The sequence below is a fragment of the Streptomyces sp. NPDC088706 genome, assembly GCF_044752765.1.
GTDB lineage: Bacteria > Actinomycetota > Actinomycetes > Streptomycetales > Streptomycetaceae > Streptomyces.
On sequence record NZ_JBIVLW010000001.1, the window covers coordinates 485,576 to 506,636 of the forward strand.

The 21,061-nt window shown below is 73.2% G+C and carries 17 protein-coding genes, 1 other RNA gene and 7 pseudogenes; 14 read left to right on the plus strand and 11 right to left on the minus strand.

What is annotated here, in order from left to right; genetic code table 11:
• Positions 1 to 42 precede the first annotated feature (42 nt).
• Positions 43 to 1,758: an HtaA domain-containing protein gene (locus tag ACIQAK_RS02225; protein ID WP_366388192.1), complete on the minus strand. Its 1,716-nt coding sequence runs from the start codon at positions 1,756 to 1,758 to the stop codon at positions 43 to 45.
• Between the two features lie 69 nt (positions 1,759 to 1,827).
• Positions 1,828 to 2,485: pseudogene (locus ACIQAK_RS02230) on the minus strand (HtaA domain-containing protein); the annotation flags it as partial.
• Between ACIQAK_RS02230 and ACIQAK_RS02235 the strand changes: the two are divergent.
• The 3 genes and pseudogenes from ACIQAK_RS02235 to ACIQAK_RS02245 form a co-directional block, all read left to right on the plus strand.
• Positions 2,474 to 2,587: pseudogene (locus ACIQAK_RS02235) on the plus strand (ABC transporter substrate-binding protein); the annotation flags it as partial. The pseudogenes ACIQAK_RS02230 and ACIQAK_RS02235 overlap by 12 nt on opposite strands.
• A gap of 4 nt (positions 2,588 to 2,591) precedes the next feature.
• A pseudogene (locus ACIQAK_RS02240) lies at positions 2,592 to 3,203 on the plus strand (ATP-binding cassette domain-containing protein); the annotation flags it as partial.
• 135 nt (positions 3,204 to 3,338) lie between these two features.
• Positions 3,339 to 4,334: a hypothetical protein gene (locus ACIQAK_RS02245; protein WP_366388191.1), complete on the plus strand. Its 996-nt coding sequence runs from the start codon at positions 3,339 to 3,341 to the stop codon at positions 4,332 to 4,334.
• A 74-nt stretch (positions 4,335 to 4,408) separates the two neighbouring features.
• Here the strand turns inward: ACIQAK_RS02245 and ACIQAK_RS02250 are convergent, their stop codons facing one another.
• Together ACIQAK_RS02250 and ACIQAK_RS02255 are read right to left on the minus strand one after the other, a co-directional pair.
• A complete protein-coding gene (locus ACIQAK_RS02250) occupies positions 4,409 to 5,155 on the minus strand; it encodes a bifunctional DNA primase/polymerase (RefSeq protein WP_366388190.1) in 747 nt (248 codons plus the stop codon).
• Between the two features lie 152 nt (positions 5,156 to 5,307).
• Positions 5,308 to 5,937 carry a TetR/AcrR family transcriptional regulator gene (locus tag ACIQAK_RS02255; RefSeq protein WP_366388189.1) on the minus strand — a complete coding sequence of 210 codons (630 nt, stop codon included), beginning with the start codon at positions 5,935 to 5,937 and terminating at the stop codon, positions 5,308 to 5,310.
• A gap of 231 nt (positions 5,938 to 6,168) precedes the next feature.
• Between ACIQAK_RS02255 and ddaH the strand changes: the two genes are divergently transcribed.
• Positions 6,169 to 6,984, plus strand: coding sequence for a dimethylargininase (gene ddaH / locus ACIQAK_RS02260; RefSeq protein WP_366388188.1), 816 nt, complete (start codon positions 6,169 to 6,171; stop codon positions 6,982 to 6,984).
• A 6-nt stretch (positions 6,985 to 6,990) separates the two neighbouring features.
• Here the strand turns inward: ddaH and ACIQAK_RS02265 are convergent, their stop codons facing one another.
• Positions 6,991 to 7,986 carry a small ribosomal subunit Rsm22 family protein gene (locus ACIQAK_RS02265; protein ID WP_366388187.1) on the minus strand — a complete coding sequence of 332 codons (996 nt, stop codon included), beginning with the start codon at positions 7,984 to 7,986 and terminating at the stop codon, positions 6,991 to 6,993.
• Positions 7,987 to 8,225: 239 nt separating this feature from the next.
• Here ACIQAK_RS02265 and ACIQAK_RS02270 point away from each other — a divergent pair, with 239 nt between their 5' ends.
• Positions 8,226 to 9,551 (plus strand): hypothetical protein, encoded by a 1,326-nt coding sequence (locus ACIQAK_RS02270; RefSeq protein ID WP_366388186.1) that lies wholly within the window; start codon positions 8,226 to 8,228, stop codon positions 9,549 to 9,551.
• Between the two features lie 13 nt (positions 9,552 to 9,564).
• On the opposite strand, the gene ACIQAK_RS02275 is transcribed toward ACIQAK_RS02270, so the two are convergent.
• On the minus strand, positions 9,565 to 11,031 hold the full coding sequence (locus ACIQAK_RS02275) for a multidrug effflux MFS transporter (RefSeq protein ID WP_366388185.1): 1,467 nt from the start codon (positions 11,029 to 11,031) through the stop codon (positions 9,565 to 9,567).
• Positions 11,032 to 11,121: 90 nt separating this feature from the next.
• On the opposite strand from ACIQAK_RS02275, the gene ACIQAK_RS02280 reads away from it, so the two are divergent.
• The gene (locus tag ACIQAK_RS02280) at positions 11,122 to 12,117 is read left to right on the plus strand and encodes a Gfo/Idh/MocA family oxidoreductase (protein ID WP_366388605.1); all 996 of its coding nucleotides are present in this window, start codon (positions 11,122 to 11,124) and stop codon (positions 12,115 to 12,117) included.
• A gap of 17 nt (positions 12,118 to 12,134) precedes the next feature.
• Here the strand turns inward: ACIQAK_RS02280 and ACIQAK_RS02285 are convergent, their stop codons facing one another.
• The gene (locus ACIQAK_RS02285) at positions 12,135 to 13,838 is read right to left on the minus strand and encodes an alkaline phosphatase D family protein (RefSeq protein ID WP_401847766.1); all 1,704 of its coding nucleotides are present in this window, start codon (positions 13,836 to 13,838) and stop codon (positions 12,135 to 12,137) included.
• A gap of 175 nt (positions 13,839 to 14,013) precedes the next feature.
• Between ACIQAK_RS02285 and ACIQAK_RS02290 the strand changes: the two genes are divergently transcribed.
• Both ACIQAK_RS02290 and ACIQAK_RS02295 read left to right on the plus strand, forming a co-directional pair.
• On the plus strand, positions 14,014 to 14,769 hold the full coding sequence (locus ACIQAK_RS02290; protein ID WP_366388183.1) for an SDR family oxidoreductase: 756 nt from the start codon (positions 14,014 to 14,016) through the stop codon (positions 14,767 to 14,769).
• Between the two features lie 156 nt (positions 14,770 to 14,925).
• The gene (locus ACIQAK_RS02295; protein ID WP_366388182.1) at positions 14,926 to 15,405 is read left to right on the plus strand and encodes a lamin tail domain-containing protein; all 480 of its coding nucleotides are present in this window, start codon (positions 14,926 to 14,928) and stop codon (positions 15,403 to 15,405) included.
• Between the two features lie 39 nt (positions 15,406 to 15,444).
• Here ACIQAK_RS02295 and ACIQAK_RS02300 read toward each other — a convergent pair whose 3' ends face one another.
• Together ACIQAK_RS02300 and ACIQAK_RS02305 are read right to left on the minus strand one after the other, a co-directional pair.
• Positions 15,445 to 16,470, minus strand: a complete 1,026-nt coding sequence (locus ACIQAK_RS02300; RefSeq protein ID WP_366388181.1) for a hypothetical protein — start codon at positions 16,468 to 16,470, stop codon at positions 15,445 to 15,447.
• A 66-nt stretch (positions 16,471 to 16,536) separates the two neighbouring features.
• Positions 16,537 to 16,878: pseudogene (locus tag ACIQAK_RS02305) on the minus strand (TetR-like C-terminal domain-containing protein); the annotation flags it as partial.
• Here ACIQAK_RS02305 and ACIQAK_RS02310 point away from each other — a divergent pair.
• From ACIQAK_RS02310 to ACIQAK_RS02325, 4 genes and pseudogenes are all read left to right on the plus strand, one after another.
• Positions 16,874 to 17,452 (plus strand): annotated as a pseudogene (locus ACIQAK_RS02310) (MFS transporter); the annotation flags it as partial. The pseudogenes ACIQAK_RS02305 and ACIQAK_RS02310 overlap by 5 nt on opposite strands.
• Positions 17,347 to 17,898 carry a GNAT family N-acetyltransferase gene (locus tag ACIQAK_RS02315; RefSeq protein ID WP_401847767.1) on the plus strand — a complete coding sequence of 184 codons (552 nt, stop codon included), beginning with the start codon at positions 17,347 to 17,349 and terminating at the stop codon, positions 17,896 to 17,898. The pseudogene ACIQAK_RS02310 and the gene ACIQAK_RS02315, both read left to right, overlap by 106 nt.
• Before the next feature lie 76 nt (positions 17,899 to 17,974).
• Positions 17,975 to 18,877 carry a glycosyltransferase gene (locus ACIQAK_RS02320; RefSeq protein WP_366388179.1) on the plus strand — a complete coding sequence of 301 codons (903 nt, stop codon included), beginning with the start codon at positions 17,975 to 17,977 and terminating at the stop codon, positions 18,875 to 18,877.
• A gap of 60 nt (positions 18,878 to 18,937) precedes the next feature.
• Positions 18,938 to 19,075, plus strand: a pseudogene (locus ACIQAK_RS02325) (LD-carboxypeptidase); the annotation flags it as partial.
• A 59-nt stretch (positions 19,076 to 19,134) separates the two neighbouring features.
• Here ACIQAK_RS02325 and rnpB read toward each other — a convergent pair.
• Positions 19,135 to 19,542, minus strand: an RNA gene (rnpB, locus tag ACIQAK_RS02330) — RNase P RNA component class A.
• Between the two features lie 39 nt (positions 19,543 to 19,581).
• Positions 19,582 to 19,680: pseudogene (locus ACIQAK_RS02335) on the minus strand (Uma2 family endonuclease); the annotation flags it as partial.
• On the opposite strand from ACIQAK_RS02335, the gene ACIQAK_RS02340 reads away from it, so the two are divergent.
• Positions 19,660 to 19,908, plus strand: coding sequence for a hypothetical protein (locus ACIQAK_RS02340; RefSeq protein WP_366388622.1), 249 nt, complete (start codon positions 19,660 to 19,662; stop codon positions 19,906 to 19,908). The pseudogene ACIQAK_RS02335 and the gene ACIQAK_RS02340 overlap by 21 nt on opposite strands.
• Positions 19,909 to 20,190: 282 nt before the next feature.
• Positions 20,191 to 20,991: a peroxide stress protein YaaA gene (gene yaaA / locus ACIQAK_RS02345; protein ID WP_366388178.1), complete on the plus strand. Its 801-nt coding sequence runs from the start codon at positions 20,191 to 20,193 to the stop codon at positions 20,989 to 20,991.
• Positions 20,992 to 21,061 lie beyond the last annotated feature (70 nt).

A 21,061-nucleotide genomic window follows, 5' to 3' on the forward strand; every position in this document is an offset into this window, starting at 1 on the left:
CCGTACCGGCCGGTACGGTCCTGCGGGTGGTGCGGGGGTGCGTCAGGCGCCGGCGTCACGGCGGCGGCGTGCCGCGATCACGATGCCGGCCCCGGCCCCCACGACGAGCCCGGAGGCGCCGGTGAGGGCGCCGGTCGGGACGTCGGAGCCGGTGGAGGCCAGGGCGCCGGAGCCGCCGACCGAACCGCCGGTGGTGGAGCCGCCGGTGGTCGAACCGCCGGTGGTCGAACCGCCGACCGTGCCGCCGCCGATGGTGGAGCCGCCCGTGGTGGAACCGCCGGTGGAGCCGCCGGACTCGCCTGACTCGCAGGCGACACCGTCGCCGTCACCGTCGAGGTGGACCGCGTAGCCCGGCTCGCCCTTCTTGATGGGCGTCACGCCGGCCGCCTCGGCCGCGGCGCAGTTCTCGTACTCCGTCGAACCGCCCGGGGGCAGCGTGGCGTCCTTGTCGAGCGAGACCGCGGCGGTCAGGGCGTCGAGCTCCTCGCCCTTCTCGTACATGCCGCTGAACGCCTTGGAGCCGTCCTCGGTGAGCGTCGCCGGGATGCCCTTGAGGTTGACGACGCCGTCCTTGGCGGTGAGCGCGCCGGCGGGCACCTTCAGGTCGGCGAAGGCCAGGCCGGTGAGGGTGCTGGCCTCGGGCTTGGGGTTCTCGGCGGTCGGGCGTGCCTTGGTGGTGACGTCGGCGACGAGCTTGCCGGTGGTGCCCGCGATGTCGACCTTCAGGTTGCTGAGGGACAGGTCGAGCTCGTACGCGCCGCCCGTCTCGTGGCCGAGGAAGCGCACCTTGCCCTTGAACTGGGCGTTGAGCGTGTTCTTGTCGGCGTCGAGGTCACCGGTGGCCTTGGTGAAGCGGTAGCCGTCGGCGTTGGCGGTGGCACCCTCGCTCGTCTCGACCTTGCCATGGGCGATCGGGCCGACGACGTACGCGCGGAAGGACTTCTTGAGGCCCCAGTCCAGGGTGCCGTCGACGAGCGGGCCGCTGACCGGCTTGGCGGTCTCGGTGACGGCCGGGTCCTTGGCGGGCTTCACCGGCCGCTCGACCGAGGGCTTCACCGGCGGCTCGACGGGGGGCTTCACCGGCGGGTCCACCGGCTGGTCGACGGGCCGCTCGGCCTGCTTCACCGTCAGCGTGGCCGGGTCGACCGGGTCACCCTTCGAGTAGTAGCCGGCGAAGACCGCCGCACCCTCCTCGGTCAGGGCGCCCGGGATGTCCGCGTACTTCCGGCCGTCGGCTCCTTCGGAGGGGGTGACGCCGTCGAGATCGAGCGTGGACAGCGCCACGTCCTCGGTGACCACCGCGTCCTTGCCGGGGGACTTGGCGGTGATGTCCACGGTGATCGTGCCGCTCTTGCCGGCCGTGCGGACCTTGACGTCGGACAGCTCGATGTCCAGGGCGCCGTCCCGCGCCACGTAGTGCACGCTGCCCTTGAACGAGGAGGTCACGCCGTGGTTGCCGCCGTCGTACCCGCCCTTGTCCAGGGGGAACTCGTAGGTGCCGTCCGCGTTCCGGGTGACACCGCCGGCCAGGGTGGTGGTGCCCTCGGCGCCCTCGATCATCTCGCGGAAGGACGCCTTGAAGCCCCAGTCCAGGCTGCCCGACTCCAGCGCGAAGACCGGCGCGGGGGCGCCCACCGCCGCGGGCACCTTGGCGGCGGAGCCGTCGGCCGCGATGGCCGGGAGGGCGAAGGTCGCGCCCAGGGCGGCGGCCGTGGCGACGGCTGCGGCAAGGGCTGGGGGACGGCGAGTTGCTGCCATGTCGGTGGGTCTCCTATCGGGACGGGGGAGGGGTCGAGGAGCCATGGGGCGCGCGCGGGAAGGGCGGCGTCAGGAGGTCCGAGAGGCGTCGGCGTCGGGCCCCTGCCCGGCCACGCGGCGGCGGAGGGCGAAAAACACCCCGGCGGCGGCGAGCAGCAGCACACCGCCACCGATCGCGGCGTACGTGCCGGCGTTCGGGCCCGAGTCCGAGGCGGCGGCGACCGGTTCGGCGGAGGGCTCGGCAGCGGCTTCCGCCGTGGGCTCGGCGGCGGCCGTCGGCTCACTGCCGAGGTCGGGCAGCGCGGGCAGCTGGGCCTTCTCGTCGACGGCTACGGCCAGCGAGACCGGGTCCATCGCGGTGCCCTGCCTGGTACATGGAGCCGAACGCCCTGGCCCCGTCCTCGGTGAGGGTGGCGGGCGCCTCGGTCAGGACGGCGATCCCCTCCTTCGGCGTGAGGTCCTTGGCGGTGAAGGTGATCAGGGGGACGTCCTTGCGAGTGGTGCCCGCGCTCGTGACGTCCGCCGACAGGGTGCCCTTGGCCACGGCGACCGTGATCGAGGCGAACTTCAGGTCGAGGTCATGGGCACCGGTGAAGTGGACGCTGCCACGGAAACCGGCGTCCAGCGTCTGCTTCCTCGCGTCGTACGTGCCCTTGCCCTGCGGGAAGCGGAAGAGCGCCCCGCCGTCCTGGGCGCCGTCGGCGAGGGTCCACCTGCCCTGTTCGAACAGGCCGGAAAGCTGCCGGTGGTGACCCGTGCCCATGACGTCTCGGCGGAGAGCGTGCTCTCGCTGAAGCCGACCGTCGTCCTCGCCGACACCACGACCGGTGGCCCCCGGCAGCGGTGGTGAGGTGCTGATCGGCGGTCGCCCGGCCACCGCCTGGACCGCGCCCGAACTGGCCCTGCGCCGCTCGGTGCTGCCGCAGTCCGCCGTGCTGTCCTTCCCGTTCCCGGTGGAGGACGTCGTACGGATGGGGCGGGCGCCCTGGGCCGGTACGGAGATGGCGGACGAGGACGATACGGCGGTGGCCGCGGCGATGGCGGCCACCGAGGTGGCCGGGTTCGCCGCCCGCCCCTTCTCCGAACTCTCCGGCGGTGAGCGGGCCCGGGTGGCGCTGGCCCGGGTGCTGGCGCAGCGGGCCCCGCTGATGCTGCTGGACGAGCCGACGGCCGCCCTGGACCTGCGCCACCAGGAGCTGGTGCTGCGGATCTGCCGGGAGCGGGCCGCCGCCGGGGACGCCGTGGTGGTTGTCCTGCACGATCTGGGGCTCGCCGCGGCGTACGCGGACCGGGTCGCCGTGCTGCACGAGGGGCGGATCGCGGTGGTGGGCCCGCCGCGGGAGGTCTTCAGCGGGGAACTGCTCGGCGAGGTGTACCGGCAGCCGGTCGAGGTGTTCCCGCACCCGCGTACGGGGACCCCGCTGGTCGTCCCCGTACGCCCCTGAGCCCGCATCCCGGGCGCCCGGCCCTCAGGTCACGGTGTGGACGCTGTATCCGGTCCGCGCCCGCACGCCGTTCGGCGCCCCGGTAGGGTTCGACGGTCAGTGCGGGCGACGGATCAGAAGGCGCAGAAGCAACGGATGACTAGGCTGGGTCGACTGACGGCGGGGCTCGCGACGGCGACCGCGCTGTGCCTGACGGCGAGTGGCTGTGTGACGGTGCACGGTGAGCTGGAAGTGCTGCCGGGGGCGAGCGGGTCCGAGGCCGCCCAGGCCCTGAAGGACTTCACCGTCGCCTACAACGCGGCGGACAAGGCGTACGATCCGGCGCTGGACGCGGACCGGGTGACGGGGTCGCTCGGGGCGATCAACCAGGCCGGCCTGAAGGCGCGGCAGACGTACAGCCGCGAGGGCAACAAGGCGCACAAGCCGCTGGAGTTGACGGACGCCACCTACCTCATCCCCAAGAAGGCGGGCTGGCCGCGCTGGTTCCTGGCCGACACCGACTCCAACCGGGACGAGGACGGCGGGAAGCTGGACAGCCGCTGGCTGGTGGCGTTCGTACGGTCCGGCCCCGACGCGCTGTGGAAGGCGTCCTACCTCGCGGTCCTGCCGACCTCCCAGGTACCGGAGTTCACCCTCGACAAGGACGGGCTCGCCACCCCGGTGGAGCCGCGGGACGATGAACTGACCGTCTCTCCGGCTGACTTGAGTACGGCGTACACCCAGTATCTGGAGAAGGGCACCCCGGACGTGTTCACCCCGGGCACGGCGACCTCGGGATGGCGCGAGACGCGCCGCACCACGCGGCGGGCCGGGTTCTCCTACCAGTACGTCGACCAGCCGCTGGCCGACGGTTCCTTCGGGCCGCTCGGGCTGCGCACCGAGGACGGCGGGGCGCTGGTCTTCTTCAGCAGCAAGCACTTCGAGCGGCAGGTCGCGGCGAAGGGGCTGAAGCCGGAGGTCAACGCGGACGTCAAGGCGCTGATGACCGGTGAGGTCACCAGCAGCCTCACCAAGGAGCGGATCTCCAGTCAGCTGGTCCATGTGCCCGCGCGCGGCGAGGGCTCCGACTCCGGCGGCCGGGTGCGGCTGCTGAACCGGCTGCCGGGCCTGGTCGCGGCGAAGGGCGAGTAGGCGATAAGTCGCTCGGGCGTGACCGCGGGGTCCGGGACCCGCGCCCCACCCGCTCCTCCCGCACCCTCAGCGGCTCAGCGGCTCAGCGGCCAGGCGATCGAGTCGTGGTCCAGCTCGCTCTGCTCGGCGCTGCCCGCGTACCGGGCGCAGGCATCGGTGAGCGTCTCCAGCAGGGTCAGCGGATCGGGCAGCTCGTGCTCGGGGCCGCGCACCCAGTGGACGTCGAGTTCACCGGGGAGCCGGGCGGGCGGCAGGAGGACGTAGCTGCCGCGGCAGTGCCAGCGCAGGCCCGGATGGGCGTCCATGGTCTCGGGGTGGCAGTCCAGCTCGCAGGGCCACCACTCGTCCTCGTCCTCGGGGGTGCCGCGGGTGGCCGTGAAGAAGAGCATCCGGTCCTCGCCGGACTGGGCGACCGGGCCGACGTCGATGCCCGCCGCGAGAAGGCGCTCCAGGGCGCTGCGGCCTGCGGTGAGCGGGACGTCCAGCACGTCGTGGACCATGCCGGTCGCGGTGATGAAGTTGGCCAGCGGCTGGCTGCGGGCCCAGCGCTCGATCTGGGCGCGGTCGGTGGTCGACTGCGTCTGCCAGGCGAAGGAGATGGGGTGCCGGGCGGGGGTGGGACAGCCGATGCGCTCGCACGAACATCGGTAGCCGAGGGGGTGGGCGGCGGGAGCGATGGGCATGCCCGCGTCAGCGACCGCCAGGAGCAGCTCCACTCTGGCCGTCCCTTCGGCTTCGGCCCCCGGTGATGTGGGACGTCGCCGCAGCCACTGGGAGATCCTGCCCTCTGTGCCGCGGAAACGGCCGGAATCGGCGCCCATCTATCCCCTCACCTCAGCATTTCACCTCAGCGTTGCCTGTCCATCGTCGCACCATCCGGCGGCCCGGGTGGCCAGAGTTCACCAGCGGGGCCGTGCACCACCGCACCGAGTGAGCACCATCACGTCCGATGTCACCACATACCGGATATGGATCAAGGGCGCGGGGCGAGCCCGCCGAGGGCGTAGTCGACGATCGTGTCGGCGTACGCATGGGTGAGCGGGAGGGTTCTGAGCAGCCAGCGGTGGGTCAGTGGCGCGATGAGGAGCTCCAGCGCGATGCGCGGATCGGCGTCGGCCCGGAGCTGCCCGGCCTCCTGCGCGGCCCGCAGCCGTGTGACATACAACGCGAGCTGCGGGTCGAGCAGTTTTCCGACGAACTCTGCGCCCAGTCGCGCGTCCACGATGCCCTCGGCGGTCAGCGCCCGGGTGGGGGCCTCCATCAGCGGGTCGTTCAGCTCGTCGACCGTGGCGCGCAGGACGAGTTTGAGGTCGGCGGCCAGGTCCCCGGTGTCGGGGATGCCGTACTCGGCGCCTTCCGCCTGCGGGCCCGCCTCCTCGGCGGCCCGGGCGGCCAGGTCGAGGAAGGCCTCCATCAGGACGGCCGCCTTCGAGGGCCACCAGCGGTAGATCGTCTGCTTGCCCACCCCGGCGCGGCCGGCGATACCCTCGATCGTCGTGCGCCGGTAGCCGTTCTCGCCGACGAGGGCGAGGGCCGCGTCGTAGATGGCCCGGCGGGAGCGGTCGCTGCGGCGGCTGGAGTCGGGTTCCTTCTGGGGTGCCATGCCGCCAATCTAACGCGGTCGAGCCGATACGTATCGTCTTGCCGGCCGGGAGACGTCACCGTGCCCAGGTCGTCCGGGACCGGTCCGCCGGGTGGCCGCGGTAGGACGATCCGGCGAACCACCCGATCGGTCCACTGCGGATCCGGGCCGCGCGGCGCACCATGGGCTGACGCACAGACCGTGCGCATCCCACCGTGCCGCGGCCCGGCCGCCGTTCGTGAGGAGCCCGAGTTGAACCGTGACGCCACCCCTCGTCGCTACCTGATGTGCGCCCCGACGCACTTCCGGGTCACCTACTCCATCAACCCGTGGATGGACCCGTCCAAACCCGTCGACCTGCCGTTGGCCCAGACCCAGTGGGAGGACCTGCGCGACCGCTACCGCGGCCTCGGCCACACCGTCGAGCTGCTCACGCCCCGCCCGGACCTGCCGGACATGGTCTTCTCGGCCAACGGCGCCACGGTGATCGGCGGGCGGGTGCTCGGCGCCCTGTTCGCCTACCGGGAGCGGTTCGAGGAGGCCGAGGCCCACCGCGACTGGTTCCGCGAACACGGTTTCACCGAGATCCGCGAGCCGGACCACGTCAACGAGGGCGAGGGGGACTTCGCGGTCACCGCCTCCTACCTCCTGGCCGGGCGCGGCTTCCGTTCCAGCCCGCTCTCGCACGACGAGGCGCAGGAGTTCTTCGGGCTGCCGGTCATCGGGCTCGACCTGGTGGACCCGCGCTACTACCACCTGGACACCGCGCTGTGTGTGCTGGACGCGGCGGCCGACGAGATCATGTACTACCCGGACGCGTTCTCCCCCGGCAGCCGGGCCGTGCTGCGCCGGCTCTTCCCGGACGCGCTGCTCGCCCGGGAGGCGGACGCGGCGGCGTTCGGCCTCAACTCGGTCAGCGACGGCCGGCATGTGCTGCTGCCCCAGGCGGCGACGGGGCTGCTGGACCCGTTGCGGGACCGGGGCTTCGAGCCGGTCCCGATGGACCTGGGCGAGCTGCTCAAGGGGGGCGGCAGCGTGAAGTGCTGCACACAGGAGCTGCGGGCCTGACTCCGTTCAGTCGGTGGTCTCCGGCGGCCAGGGATCGCCCCAGGCGATGTTCCTGGCCGCCCGGTACAGCTCGCCGTGGCGCTTGGTGACCGTGGAGCGGTCCAGGCCCTCGTCGCGGGTGCAGAGCTCCAGCAGTACCTGGCCCTTGCGGATCTGCGGCCTGCGGGTGACCCGGGCGGACGCCGGGGCGGTGGGGAAGCGGGTGGCGACGACGTAACTGAACTTCTCGTCCTCGTGGCTGAGCGAGCCGCCCTTGACCTGCCGGTGCAGCGAGGAGCGGCTGACCCGGGCCGAGAAGTGGCACCAGTCGGTGCCCGGTTCGATCGGGCAGGCGCCGCTGTGCGGGCAGGGGGCGGCGATCCGCAGCCCGGCGGCGATCAGCCGGTCCCGGGCCTCGATGATCCGCGCGTACCCGTCGGGCGTGCCGGGCTCCACGACGACCACGGTCTGCCCGGCCGTGGCGGTCGCGTCGATCAGCTCGGTCCTGGCCTGCGCGGTCAGTTCCTTGAGTACGTAGCTGACGGTGACCAGGTCCACCGGGGCCAGCTCCAGCGCCGCCCCGATCCGGGCCCGCTCCCAGCGGGCCTGCCGCAGTGACTCCACCCCGGATGCCTCGGCCAGTTCGCGGCCGAGCGCGAGGGCGGGCTCGGCCCAGTCCAGGACGGTCGTCGCCGCCCCCTCCCAGGCCCCGGCCACCGCCCAGCTCGCCGCGCCCGTGCCGCCGCCGACGTCGGTGTGGGTGGCGGGCGCCCAGTCCGGCGCGGCCGCCACGAGGGCGTCGAGGGCGGACCGTACGGCTTCGAAGGTGGCGGGCATCCGGTAGGCGGCGTACGCGACGACGTCGGAGCGGTCCCGCAGGATCGGGGCGTTCGTCGGGGTCTCCCCGCGGTAGCTGGCGATCAGCCGGTCGACGGCCTGCGCGGCCTGCTTGGGCGGCAGCCCGTCGAGCAGCCCGGCCAGTGCCGCACGCAGGGACTGGGCGGTGGGGAGGGTGACGTTCACCGCCGAATTGTAGGCGGAGGGGAACCCTCGGGCGCATTCCGCCCGGCCCGGGCCGGAGGGGGTACGGGCTTCGCGCGGCAGGGTCCGCGTCACGGGTGCGGAACGGGATTTCCGCGAACTCCACGCCGTCAGGAGGCGGTTGCTACGCTGGCCCGCGCGAGATCGGCACGAGGCACGGGGCACGAGGCACGGGCGCGGAGCACCAGGCGCGAGATCAGGTTCGGTCCACCGGGGGAGCCATGAGACAGAAGGCCGTGCGGCTGGCCCTGGTCGGCGGGGTGGTCCTCCTCGCCCTGCTCCTCGCCCTGGCGACCTGCGGCGGCGACCCGGACGGCGGGGGCGGCCGGGGCGGCGGCGCCACGCCGGGTCCGGCGAAGCGGGTGATGCCGAGCGCCGGTCCGGTGACCCGGCTCACCGTCCCGCCGCAGTACACGGCCGACCGGGGCTGGGAGATCATCGGCTCCTCCCCCGAGGTCGCCGTCTCGCACGCCACGGGCAGGCTCGCCTACCTGGAGCGCCTCGACGGCGACCGCTACCGGCTGCGCACCGTCGACACGGCCACCGGAAGGCTCGGCTGGCGCGGCCAGGCCTGGCGGCCGCCGGACCCGCCGCACTACCCCAAGCTCGCCACGGTCACCGCCGGGGCCCGGCAGTACTTCGTGACCTGGTCGTACGGGAAGATCGGCGACGGGATGTCACCGGCGTCCACCTTCGTGTCGCTCGACGTGTACGACGTGACGGACGGGTCCCGGCAGCGGGTCGAGGTGCCGTGGTCGGGCGCTCCGAGCGTCAGCACCAGTGGTCCGGAGATCGTGATCAGCGACGGGAAGGCCAACAGCACGCTGGTCGACCCGGTCACCGGGGCGCTCTCGGAGCTGAGCGCGGACGAGCTGAGGTATCCGAAGGGCTGCCCGGCCTGCAAGCAGCTCACCGAAGTTTACGGGCAGACCGCCGCCGGCCTGCTGGTCGGCGGGGCGCGGGAGTTCTGGGTGCGCGGCGGCTGGTTCAGCCGGAACGTGGCGCCCAAGGGCGCCGACAGGGGCAGCGGCGTGGTGACGTCGGTGGCCTTGGACCGGGTGCTGGCGCGGTGGTCCCTGGCGAAGAGGGCGAAGCGGGCGGCGACCCACGAGCTGTGGACGGTGCACGACGCGGCGACCGGCCGGCCGCTGGCGTCGGTGGAGTGCCACCGGCCCGCGATAAGGCCCGGGCGCTACCCGCAGGCGGTCCTCTCCCCCTCGGGCGACCACCTGATCGCCGGGAACCTGGCGTTCGACCTGGAGGCGGGGCAGGGCCACTGCTTCGAGGAGGAGGACGGCTCCAGCCATCTGTCGCTGGCCACGGTGACGGACGACGGCATCGCGTACGGGGCCGAGAACGCGCGCGACGCGGCGGAGGCGCTCGCCGGGGGCGGGCTGCCGGTCGCGGTGGACTTCGCCGCCTGGACCACCGCCCAGCTGTCGCGCAACGCGCGGTTGCCGGCGGTGGAGACGACCGGGGTCGGGGTGTTCCGCTGGACGGACCGGCAGGACCGGACGCACCTGATCGGCTACCCGCGTACCGACTGAGCCCCGAGGAGCTCTACAGCCCCCCGGCCTCGCGCCCCGCGCGCTGCCACGGGCGGCACAGCCCGAGGAAGCAGCCGACCGCCGCTAGTGCGCACACCACCTGCACGAGGGCCATCGGGACGGCCGTGTCCTCCCCCGCGATGCCGACCAGCGGCGAGGCGATCGCGCCGATCAGGAACGAGGACGTGCCGAGCAGTGCGGAGGCGGAGCCCGCCGCGTGCTTGGTGCGCATCAGGGCCTGGGCGTTGGTGTTGGGCATGGCGACGCCCATCGCCGACATCAGGACGAAGAGGCCGGCCGCGACCGGTACGAGCCCCACCTCACCGAACACACCGGTGGTCATGAGCAGCAGTGCCAGGGCCGAGAGGACGATGACGGCGAGGCCGCAGCCGAGCACCTTGTCCAGGCTGATCCGGCCCACCAGCAGCTTGCCGTTGATCTGCCCGACGGCGATCAGGCCGACGGAGTTGAGGCCGAACAGCAGGCTGAAGGTCTGCGGGGAGGCCCCGTAGATCTCCTGAACGACGAAGGGCGACGCGGAGATGTACGCGAACAGGACGGCGAAGGCGAGCCCGCCGGTGACCATGTAGCCGGTGAAGACCCGGTCCGCGAGCAGCCCGCGCATCGTGCGCAGGGCCTCGCCGACCCCGCCGGTGTGGCGGCTGCCGGGCTCCAGGGTCTCGTGGAGCCACTTCCAGACGACGAGGGTGAGCACGAAGCCGACGCCGGTCAGCACGACGAAGATGCCGCGCCAGTCGGTGAAGCGCATCACCTGCCCCCCGATCAGCGGCGCGATGATCGGGGCGACGCCGGAGATCAGCATCAGGGTGGAGAAGAACCGGGCCATCTCCACGCCGTCGTAGAGGTCGCGCACCACCGCCCGGGCGATCACGATGCCCGCCGCGCCCGCGAGCCCCTGGAGGAGGCGGAAGCCGATCAGCAGTCCGGCGCTGGGGGCCAGGGCGCACATGGCGGTGGCGATGACGTAGACGACCATGCCGAGGAGCAGCGGCCCGCGGCGGCCCCAGCGGTCGCTCATCGGTCCGACGACGAGCTGGCCCAGCGCCATCCCGGCCAGGCACGCGGTCAGCGTGAGCTGGATGGTGGCGGCGGGGGCGCCGAGGGCGTCGGTGACCGCGGGGAGCGCCGGGAGGTACATGTCCATCGAGAGCGGCGGCAGGGCGGTGAGCCCGCCGAGGACCAGGGTGACCAGGAAACCGGTGCGGCGGGCCGCCTTCGCCGCGGGGGCGGTGAGGTGTGCGGCCCCGGGGGTGCCTGCGGCTCCCGGAAGCCCGGCGGGGGCGGTGACCTGCGGGGCACCCGGGTCGACGGAGAGGGCGCCCGCGTCCCCGTGCGGGGTGAGCGTGGCGCCCTCGCCCTCGGCTCCGGTTCGGGGAACGGCTCCGGCTCCGGCTCCGGGAGCGGTCCCGGAGGTGGGTATGTGCTCTTGCTGGGCCCGGCTGCCGCCGCTGTCCGGCATTCTCGTCTCCACATCGTTGAATCCGCATCTATGCTCTCAGCTCGGCCGCAGTGGTCGATACCTCTTTTCGTTACGGCGGTGGTGGCGGGCATGGGCGGGACGGTGCGCTGGGGTGTTCTGGCGACGGGCGACATAGCGGCGACCTTCACGGCGGACGTCCAGGCTCTGCCGGACGCCGAGGTGGTGGCGGTCGCCTCGCGTACGGAGGCCTCCGCGCGGGCCTTCGCCGAGCGGCACGGCATCGCCCGGGCCTACGGGAACTGGGCCGACCTGGTCGCCGACAAGGCGGTGGACGTGGTGTACGTGGCCACCCCGCACTCGGCGCACCACACGGCGACCGCGCTCGCGCTGAACGCCGGGAAGCACGTGCTGTGCGAGAAGGCGTTCACGCTCAACAGCCGGGAGGCGCGGGAGCTGGTGGCGCTCGCCCGGGACCACGACCTCTTCCTGATGGAAGCCATGTGGACCTACCTCAACCCGGTGGTCCGCCGGCTGACCGACTTGGTCCGGGACGGGGCGATCGGCGAGATCCGTACCGTACAGGCGGACTTCGGCTTCGCGGGCGACTTCGCCCCCGGCCACCGGCTGCGCGACCCGGACCTCGGCGGCGGGGCGCTGCTCGACCTCGGTGTCTACCCGGTCTCCTTCGCCCACCTGCTCCTGGGCGAGCCGGACCGGGTCCAGGCGGACGCGCTGCTCTCCCCCGAGGGCGTCGACCTGAACACGGGGATGCTGCTGGGCTGGGAGTCGGGCGCCACCGCGCTGCTCTCCTGCTCGATCGTCGGCCACCACCCGACGGCGGCCACCGTCATCGGCACCGCCGGACGGATCGACCTGCCGCGCGACTTCTTCCGCCCGGACCACTTCGTGCTGCACCGCCCGGGCAGGGAACCGGAGACGGTCACCTCGGGGCCCGGGCCGCAGGGTCTGGCGGGCATGCAGTACGAGGCCGCCGAGGTGATGCGCGCGATCCGGGCGGGTGAGACCGAGTCCCCCCTCGTGCCGCTGGAGGGTTCGCTCGCGGTGATGCGGACGCTCGACGCGGTACGGGACCGCGTCGGCGTCCGCTACCCGGCGGACCGCTGACCTGTCCGCACGGCCTGCTACGCCGGGGTGAGCCCCGGGTTCCCCGCCTCGGTGACGAAGGAGGCGGCTGTGGAGACCGGCGCTCCGGGGGTGGTGACCGCCGACACCGTACGGAAGTCCGCGCGGGCCTGCTTCTCCGTCAGGGTGACCAGCGCGTAGCCGCGCCGCCCGTTGTAGTGCTTCATGTGCGGGTTGGCGCGGGTCTGGTTCTCCCAGTTGGCGGGCCGCTCGGCGCCGTCCTTGCCGCTGGCGACGGAGGTGGTGACGATCTCCGTCCCGACGGTCCGCGAGGCGGGGTCGTCGAAGTCCTTCTTCAGGTCGAAGGCGTAGGAGACGTGGACGTCGCCGGTGAGGACCATCAGGTTCTCCACCCCGGCGGACTCGGCCCCGGCCAGTACCCGCTGCCGGGAGGCCGGGTAGCCGTCCCAGGCGTCCATGGAGAGCTTGTAGGCGTCGGCGGGCACATCGCGTCGCCGCGCGAAGGTGACCTGCTGCGGGACGACGTTCCAGGTGGCTTCGGAGGCGCGCCAGCCGTCGATCAGCCAGCGCTCCTGGGCGGCCCCGGTCATCGTGCGCGTGGGGTCCTCGGACTCCGGGCCCGGGGTGCGCCAGCCGTCCCCGTAGGCCTGGTCGCTGCGGTACTGGCGGGTGTCGAGGATGTCGAACTGGGCGAGCCGCCCGAAGGTGAGGCGGCGGTAGAGCCGCATGTCGGGGCCGGTGGGGCGCTGCGGGGTGCGCAGCGGCTGGTTCTCCCAGTACGCGCGGTACGCGGCGGCCCGGCGCAGCAGGAACTCCTCCGGCGGTACGTCGTTCTCGGGGGTGTCGCCCGCGTAGTTGTTCTCGGTCTCGTGGTCGTCCCAGGTGACGACGAAGGGATGGGCGGCGTGGGCGGCGCGCAGGTCGGGGTCGGACTTGTAGAGGGCGTAGCGCTGCCGGTAGTCCTCCAGGGTGACGGTCTCGCGGTTGTAGTGGGCGGGGAGGCGGCGGTCGGTGTAGTTGCGGGCGCCGCCGGTGGCGGTGACGGCGTACTCGTAGAGGTAGTCCCCGAGGTGGAAGACCACGTCGACGTCCTCGGTGGCCAGATGGCGGTGGGCGGTGAAGTACCCGTCGTGGTACGCCTGGCAGGAGACGGCGGCCAGGGTGAGGGAGCTGTTACGGGTGCCGGTGGCCGGGGCGGTGCGGGTGCGGCCGACCGGGCTGGTCCAGCTGCCGGTGCGGAAGCGGTAGTGGTAGACGCGACCGGGGTCGAGTCCCTGGACGTCGGCGCGGACGCTGTGGGCGTACTCCGCGTGGGCGGTGACCGAGCCGCGCCGGGCGATGCGGCGGAACGCCTCGTCGTGGGCCAGCTCCCAGCTCACCTGGACGCGGGCGGCGGGCAGGCCGCCACCGGGCTCGTAGGGGCGGGGAGCCAGCCGGGTCCAGATGAGGACGGAGCCGGGAAGCGGGTCGCCGGAGGCGACGCCGAGGGTGAACGGGTTCTCGGTGATCCGCCGGGCGTCGAGCTCGGCGGCGCTCGCCGTGCCGGTGGCGGGCAGGTTCATCGTGAAGGCGAGCGTGGCGACGGCTCCCGCCCCGGTGAGCAGACGGCGGCGGTCCAGGCCCGGCCGGGACAACCGGGCCGCGCGGGTGGTGCGTTCGGCGGTACGGCCCTGCTGGGCGGACGGGTCCCGCTGGGCGGGTCGAGCGTTCTGAGCGGATGGGACACCCTGGCCGGGCGCCATGAAGTTCCGTACGGCTGTCATATGCCCCTCGCTTGCCGGATGCTTGCCGGATGCTGTCGGAATCCAGGGCACCGCCGGCGCGCGACGCGCCGTTGTCGCGTGCACAACATCCGCATGGCGGGTCGATGAGCACCGTGTGCGCCGTGCGCCGGCCCCTCCCGTACGCTCCCGGGCCATGAACACTGATCGGAAAGTCGCCGTCGTCACGGGTGCGGGTTCGGGGATCGGGCGGGCCGTCACGCTCGCCCTGGCGAGCGCGGGTTGGTCGCTCGCGCTCGCGGGCCGGCGGGCGGAGCCGCTGGCGGCGACGGCAGCCGCGGCCGGCGCCCCGGAAGCGCTGTGCGTCACCACGGACGTGACCGACGAGGACGAGGTGGGCGCGCTGTTCACCGCCGTCCGGGAGCGGTACGGCCGGCTGGACCTGCTGTTCAACAACGCGGGCACGTTCGGGCCCGGGGGTGTGCCGGTGGAGGGGCTCGCGGCGGCGGACTGGCGGGCGGTGGTGGACGTGAACCTGACGGGGGCGTTCCTCTGCGCGCAGGCGGCGTACCGGCTGATGAAGGAGCAGGACCCGCAGGGCGGCCGGATCATCAACAACGGCTCGATCTCCGCCCACGCGCCGCGCCCGCACTCGGTCGCGTACACCGCGACCAAGCACGCCGTCACCGGACTGACGAAGTCGCTGGCGCTGGACGGGCGGCCGTACCGGATCGCCTGCGGTCAGATCGACATCGGCAACGCGGCGACCGAGATGACCGAGCGGATGCAGACCGGCATCCTCCAGGCCGACGGCGAGTCGGCGGTGGAGCCGGTGATGGCGGCGGCCGATGTGGGGCGGACGGTCCTGCACATGGCGGAGCTGCCGCTGGAGGCGAACATCCCGTTCCTGACGGTGATGGCGACGAACATGCCGTACCTGGGACGGGGCTGAGGGGGCGTCGGCGTCAGAAGGTGACCGTTCACGCCCGAACTTGCCATCAGGTGACCGACTTTGCGGATTTCTTCACTCTCGGGTGAGCAAGCGCGTACTGACCGTATGATCGCATCTCGTAACACCTTCACCAGAACGACACAGAAGGAACACCGCATGCGCATACGCACCGCTGCGCCGATCGCCCTGGCCGCCGCCACCGCCCTGGCCGGCTCACTCCTCGCCACGGCAGCTCCGGCCTCGGCGGCCGCCCATCAGGGCGGGCTGCACTTCGGCACCGTCCAGTACGACGGTCCCGGCAAGGACGACCGGTCGAAGAAGTCCCTGAACGCCGAGTGGGTGAACATCCACAACAACGGCAAGAAGAAGGTCCAGCTCAAGGGCTTCTCGGTGCAGGACGACACCGGCTACACCTACACCTTCGGCAGCTACACCATCGGCGCGGGCAAGACCGTCAAGCTCCGCACCGGCAAGGGCGAGAACGTCGCGGGCACCGTGCACTGGAACCGGGGTTCGTACGTCTGGAACAACACCGGTGACAAGGCCCGGCTGATCAAGCCGAGCGGCAAGCTCCAGGACTCCTGCTCCTGGAAGAAGTCGACCGCGGCGAACAAGGGCGTCAAGAACTGCCACTGACCGGTCACCGTGACCGAAGGGGACGGGGCGGGCGGGGGGTCAGCCCGTGAGGTCCTTCGCCGGGGAGACCTGGGCGAACCACCGCGCCGTCTCCTCCGGTTCCAGGGTGCGTTCCAGGATGACGTCACCGCGCATGCCCGGGAAGAAGCGGCCCGCGAACCAGGACCGCCGGTAGGACGGCTCGTCCAGCACCAGCAGGCGTACGCCGTCGACGACGGGGATGTCCACCGGGGTTCCCTCGTTCCAGAGCCGGCCGCCGTCCGGGGCGGTCAGGTCGAAGGAGCCCTCGGTGTCCACCTGTCCGGGGGTCTCCCGGCAGACGGCGGCCTCCTGCGACGAGGGGGCGTACCCCTGAACATGGCCGCCGCCCACGAGCGCGTCGGCGAGCAGGGTGTGCAGCTGGAAGTTGTCGCCGATGCCGAAGAACCGCAGGGCGTAACCGGTGCCGCTCGGGCGGTGGAGCGCGACGAGCGGTTCCTGGTCCAGCACCTGGAGGGCGTAGCCGAGGGACGTGAACTGCCGGCCGGACGCCTGTTCCACGGCGGCCAGGAGCCGCAGCAGCTCGCTCCGGCCGGTGCCGGCCAAGCCGCGTACCACCCGGTGGTTGAGGAGGGCGACGGCCGCCGTCTCCCACTGGGGCAGCGTCCACCAGCCGACCGCCGCCTCGGACCCCGTCCGCCCGACGATCTCCTCGCCCGGTTCCTCGCCGTCCGGCACGGGGAACGCCCCGCCGCCGGTCGCCGCCCACGCCTCGGCGAAGGCAGCCGCCCCCTCGACTGCCGCCCGCAGCCCGGCCAGTACGCCCGGGGCGCACCGCTCGGCGTCGGCGCCCCGCTCGACGCAGGCCCCGACGAGTACGGCGACGACGGCACGGGGGCCGGGCGGAACCTGCTCCAGTACGGCGGCGAGGCGCGGTCCGCCGTCCAGCAGCTCAGCCTCCTTCGCCTGCCCGAAGGTCTCCTGCAACCGGACGAATGCCTTGCCGGAACGTTTCGCGTCCTGAGCCACCACAGCGGCCTCGAAGTCCGCGACCGCTCCCCCGAAACCGGCCTTACCGAATATCATTCCCTCACTTTATCGACGAGCCTTCGGGCGCCGCGAAGCCGGTCGCCGACAAGGGCCGCCGCCACCTCACCGTACGAACACCCCGGCCCGGGCGGCGGCGACCGCCGCGTCGGCCGCGCGGTCGGCGGCGGCCTCGTCCAGCGCGGCACCGCTGGCCAGCAGCCGGTAGTACAGCGGCGCCGAGACGGCCGCGACCACCTCGCCCGCATCCGTACCCCGGGGCAGTTCACCCCGGGCGACGGCCGCCTCGACACCGCCCGACCACTCCCCGATGCGTACCGCGTAGAAGCGGTGGAGGGCATCGGCGGCCCGGGGATCGCAGGTGGCGGCCGCGATGACGGCCGCGAAGAGGGGGCCCTGCCGGGGATCGGTCAGCGTACGGACGACGAGGCGGGCGTTGGCCCCCGCCACGCCGGCCTCGCTCGCGGCCGGGGTCCTGCTCCTGGTCGCCTTCGTCCGCATCGAGCGGCGGGCGGCGGCCCCGCTCGTCCCGACGCACATCCTGAAGCGGCGCAGCGTCGTCTGGGGCAACGCGGCCGGGCTGATCGCCTTCGTCACCGAGACCTCGCTGGTGTTCCTGCTCACCCTCTACCTCCAGGAGGTCCTCGGCTACTCCCCGCTCGCCACCGGCCTCACCTTCGGCGTCCTCGGCATCGGCACGGTCGTCGGTGGTGTGCTCGGCGGACGGGCGGTGGGCCGGTTCGGCAGCCGGCGCGCCATCGTGGCCGGCGGGACCGTGCAGGCCGCCGCCACCCTCTCGCTGGTGGCGCTCGGCACCTCCGGAGCCTGGATCTGGCTGCTGCTGGCGGCCACCTTCGCGGTGGTCACGGCCCGGATGGGGGGCCTGACCGGACCGGACGCGGTGCTGTCCGGGGTCTGCGTGGCCGTCCTCGTCAACGCGGCGCTGGTCCTGGCGGGCGCCCTGCTCGCGGGACGCTTCCTGGCGGCACCGGACCGGGACCGGGCTCCGGACCAGGGGTGAACCGGCGCGGCCGACGGGCGGAGCCGGGCCGATCGCGGGAGGATAGGGACCGGGCGGCCACCGGCGCCGGGTACCCGTTCGCCATCGTCCGCTCCCGGGACCGGCGCCCGGTGGGCGCCATCGGGCTCCGGCTCCGGGACCTGCCGGAGGGCCGGGCCTCGATCGGCTACTGGGTGGTCGCCTCCGGTCGCGGCCAGGGGGTCACCCGCGCCGCCCCGCGCACGGTGACGGGCTGGGCGCCGCGCGACCTCGGCGCCCCCCGGCTCCAGCTCTTCATCGAGCCCTGGAACACCGCCTCCGCCCGGATCGCCGAGGACGTCGGCTACCGGCGCGAGGGACTCCTGCGCGGCTGGCAGCAGGTGGGCGGCCGACGCCGTGACATGGCCGTGTACGGGCTGCTGAACAGTGGCGAGCCGGTGGTTGGCCGGGCGGTAACCGCGGACTGAACACCGAGGCGTTACGATCGCGGGCACCGCGGCCGACCAGCAGCCGCACGGCAGCCGAGCACCAGGAGTACCGAACTTGTCCGCACCACGCATCGGCGTATCCATCGTGACCATGGGGGACCGCCCGCAGGCGGTCGAGGCGCTGCTGGCGTCGGTCGCCATGCAGGACGTCCGGCCCACCCGGCTCGTGATCATCGGCAACGGGACGGAACTCCCGGACTACACCTCCACCCCCGGCCTGGCGGATCTCGACGGCGGGGTGACCACCATCGAGCTGCCGGAGAACCTGGGGTGCCCGGGCGGCCGGAACGAGGGACTGCGCAGGCTCGCCGAGATCGGCGACGTGGACGTGGTGATCGAGCTCGACGACGACGGGCTCCTGGTCGACAAGGACGTCTTCCGCCGGGTGCGGGACCACTTCGCCACCGACGACCGGCTCGGCATCGTCGGCTTCCGGATCGCCGACGAGCACGGCGAGACCCAGCGCCGCCATGTGCCCCGGCTGCGGGCGGGCGACCCGATGCGGGGCGGCCCGGTGACGGCCTTCCTCGGTGGCGGCCACGCCTTCTCGATGAAGATGCTGGCGGAGACGGGCCTGTGGCCCGCGGAGTTCTTCTTCACCCACGAGGAGACGGACCTGGCCTGGCGGGCGCTGGACGCCGGCTGGAAGGTCCTCTACGACCCCGAGCTGCTGCTCCAGCACCCGAAGACGTCCCCGGCCCGGCACGCGGTGTACTACCGGATGACGGCCCGCAACCGCGTCTGGCTCGCCCGCCGCAACCTGCCCCTCCCCCTGGTCCCGGCCTATCTCGGGACCTGGACCCTGCTCACCCTGGCCCGTACCCGCGACCCGAAGGGCCTGCGGGCGTGGGCGGGCGGCTTCGCGGAGGGCGTGCGCACCCCGTGCGGCGAGCGGCGCCCGATGCGCTGGTCGACGGTGTGGCGGATGACGAGGCTGGGCCGCCCGCCGGTCATCTGACCCGCCGCGCGGGCGGCGGCGTCGCGCCGGAACACATACAGGTCCAGGTGCCCCTTCACCGCCCCGCGCACCTCGGCGACCGACACCATGGTGGTGTTCGACGTCGATCTCGGCCACACCGATCCGCAGTTCGTCATCCCCGTCGGAGGGCGCGTACGGGTGGACGGCCCCGCGCGCCGCATCACCGTCACCTACTGAGCCGGTTGTTGAAAAGAGGTCTCCGACCAGCGCGTTCGCTGGTCGGAGACCCCTGTGGCAGGACGAGCCGGCCTCTACGCCGGGTTCTGTCGCCCGGTCGCCTCGCGGCGGCCGGGGAGACGGCCATCCATCTAGGACCGGCATTGCTGCCGGCCTCGTGCGGTCTACCCGTGAACTCGGGCGAGCAGCCCTCGAACGTTCACGCAGGGCCGTCCCGTTCCTGGAACGACCCCTCTTGACCTTGCTCCGGGTGGGGTTTACCTAGCCGCCTGAGTCACCTCAGGCGCTGGTGGTCTCTTACACCACCGTTTCACCCTTACCCGGGACCGAGGTCCCGGGCGGTCTGTTTTCTGTGGCACTGTCCCGCGGGTCACCCCGGGTGGCCGTTAGCCACCACCCTGCCCTGTGGAGCCCGGACGTTCCTCGGGGGGATCCGAGGATCCCCACGCGGCCGTCCGGCCGACTCGTCTGCCGTACCCGCCATCCTACCGGCCCGTACGGGCAGCTCAGCCGAGGTCCGCGGTCTCCAGGCCGAAGGCGAAGGGCTCGGGGAGCGGGAGCGGCTTGCCGTACGGGATCGTTGGGTGCCGGCGGCGGTCGGCGCCGCGGGACAGTCGGCGCGGGCCCGGGCGGACGACCCGCGGATCGCGCCGCCGGCCGCCGATCCCGCCGGCGCCGTACCGCAGGCGGCCCTGGCGGTGGTCCCGGAGGGCGGGCCAGTGGCGACGGGGTTCGGGCGGGCGCTGCTGGACGACTGCCCGCCCGCGCAGCGCGAGGTGGTGCGCCGGGTGATGGACGCCCTCGGCGAGCGGACGCGGGGAAGGACGTCGTGAGCACGGGGAGGACATCGTGAGCACGGGGAGGACGTCGTGAGCACGGGGAGGGCGACGGGTCTGCGGGCGGTGCCCGGCCGTCTCCGGTCATGCGCAGATGACGGCGGGGCCTGGACCGAGCGCAGGCCGGGAGGGGTGGGGCGGGCGGCATCCGGGGCGGGGCCCGAGGGGCCTGACACGGTACGAAGGGCCTGCCCCGCCCCCGTACCCTTGCCGAGGACCCCGGCAGCCCGCACGCCCACCGGGTCCGCGCTTGCGCCGTACGTACGAAGGAGAACCGCCGTGCTCGTGCTGTTGCCGCCCTCCGAAGGAAAGGCCGCCTCGGGGCGCGGGGCTCCGCTGAAGCTGGAGTCGCTGTCGCTGCCGGGGCTCGCCGGGGCCAGGGCGGCGGTCCTGGACGAGCTGGTCGAGCTGTGCCAGGCGGACGAGGAGAAGGCCGGCGAGGTGCTCGGCCTCAGTACGGGGCTGCGGAGCGAGGTCGGGAAGAACGCCGGGCTGCGGACCGCGGGAACCCGTCCGGCCGGGGAGCTGTACACCGGCGTGCTGTACGACGCCCTCGGCCTGGCCTCCCTGGACGCGGACGCCCGGCGGCGCGCGGCGAAGTCGCTGCTGATCTTCTCCGGGCTGTGGGGTGCGGTCCGGACCGGCGACCGGATTCCGCCCTACCGCTGCTCGATGGGGGTGAAGCTGCCCGGCCTGGGCGCGCTCGGCGCGTACTGGCGTGCGGCCATGGAGTCGGTCATGCCCGAGGCCGCCGGGGGTGGGCTCGTCCTGGATCTGCGGTCCTCCGCGTACGCGGCGGCGTGGAAGCCGAGGGGTGAGGTGGCCGCGCGTACGGCGAGCGTGCGGGTGCTCCAGTCGCGGCTGGTGGACGGGGTGGAGAAGCGGTCCGTGGTAAGCCATTTCAACAAGGCGACCAAGGGCCGGATGGTGCGCGATCTGCTGCTGGCGGGGGTGCGGCCGAAGGACCCGGCGGGGTTGGTGGCTGCGCTGCGGGATCTCGGGTACGTGGTGGAGGCCGAGGCACCCGCGCGGGCCGGGCGGCCGTGGTCGCTCGACGTGGTGGTGACGGAGATTCACTGAGGCCGGGGGATCTCGTCGATACCCGGAGGATGTCGTTGCGCGCTGCGCAACAGGCGTTGCAGTGGATGCT

What these genes read in the sequence shown, in the direction of transcription:
- ACIQAK_RS02255 (WP_366388189.1), bottom strand. Translation starts at nt 5,937, where the DNA reads ATGGCACCCCAGAAGGAACCCGACTCCAGCCGCCGCAGCGACCGCTCC.
- ACIQAK_RS02225 (WP_366388192.1), bottom strand. Translation starts at nt 1,758, where the DNA reads ATGGCAGCAACTCGCCGTCCCCCAGCCCTTGCCGCAGCCGTCGCCACG.
- ACIQAK_RS02250 (WP_366388190.1), bottom strand. Translation starts at nt 5,155, where the DNA reads ATGGGCGCCGATTCCGGCCGTTTCCGCGGCACAGAGGGCAGGATCTCC.
- ACIQAK_RS02285 (WP_401847766.1), bottom strand. Translation starts at nt 13,838, where the DNA reads ATGGCGCCCGGCCAGGGTGTCCCATCCGCTCAGAACGCTCGACCCGCC.
- ACIQAK_RS02275 (WP_366388185.1), bottom strand. Translation starts at nt 11,031, where the DNA reads ATGCCGGACAGCGGCGGCAGCCGGGCCCAGCAAGAGCACATACCCACC.
- ACIQAK_RS02245 (WP_366388191.1), top strand. Translation starts at nt 3,339, where the DNA reads ATGACTAGGCTGGGTCGACTGACGGCGGGGCTCGCGACGGCGACCGCG.
- ACIQAK_RS02290 (WP_366388183.1), top strand. Translation starts at nt 14,014, where the DNA reads ATGAACACTGATCGGAAAGTCGCCGTCGTCACGGGTGCGGGTTCGGGG.
- ACIQAK_RS02300 (WP_366388181.1), bottom strand. Translation starts at nt 16,470, where the DNA reads ATGATATTCGGTAAGGCCGGTTTCGGGGGAGCGGTCGCGGACTTCGAG.
- ACIQAK_RS02270 (WP_366388186.1), top strand. Translation starts at nt 8,226, where the DNA reads ATGAGACAGAAGGCCGTGCGGCTGGCCCTGGTCGGCGGGGTGGTCCTC.
- ACIQAK_RS02295 (WP_366388182.1), top strand. Translation starts at nt 14,926, where the DNA reads ATGCGCATACGCACCGCTGCGCCGATCGCCCTGGCCGCCGCCACCGCC.
- ACIQAK_RS02280 (WP_366388605.1), top strand. Translation starts at nt 11,122, where the DNA reads ATGGGCGGGACGGTGCGCTGGGGTGTTCTGGCGACGGGCGACATAGCG.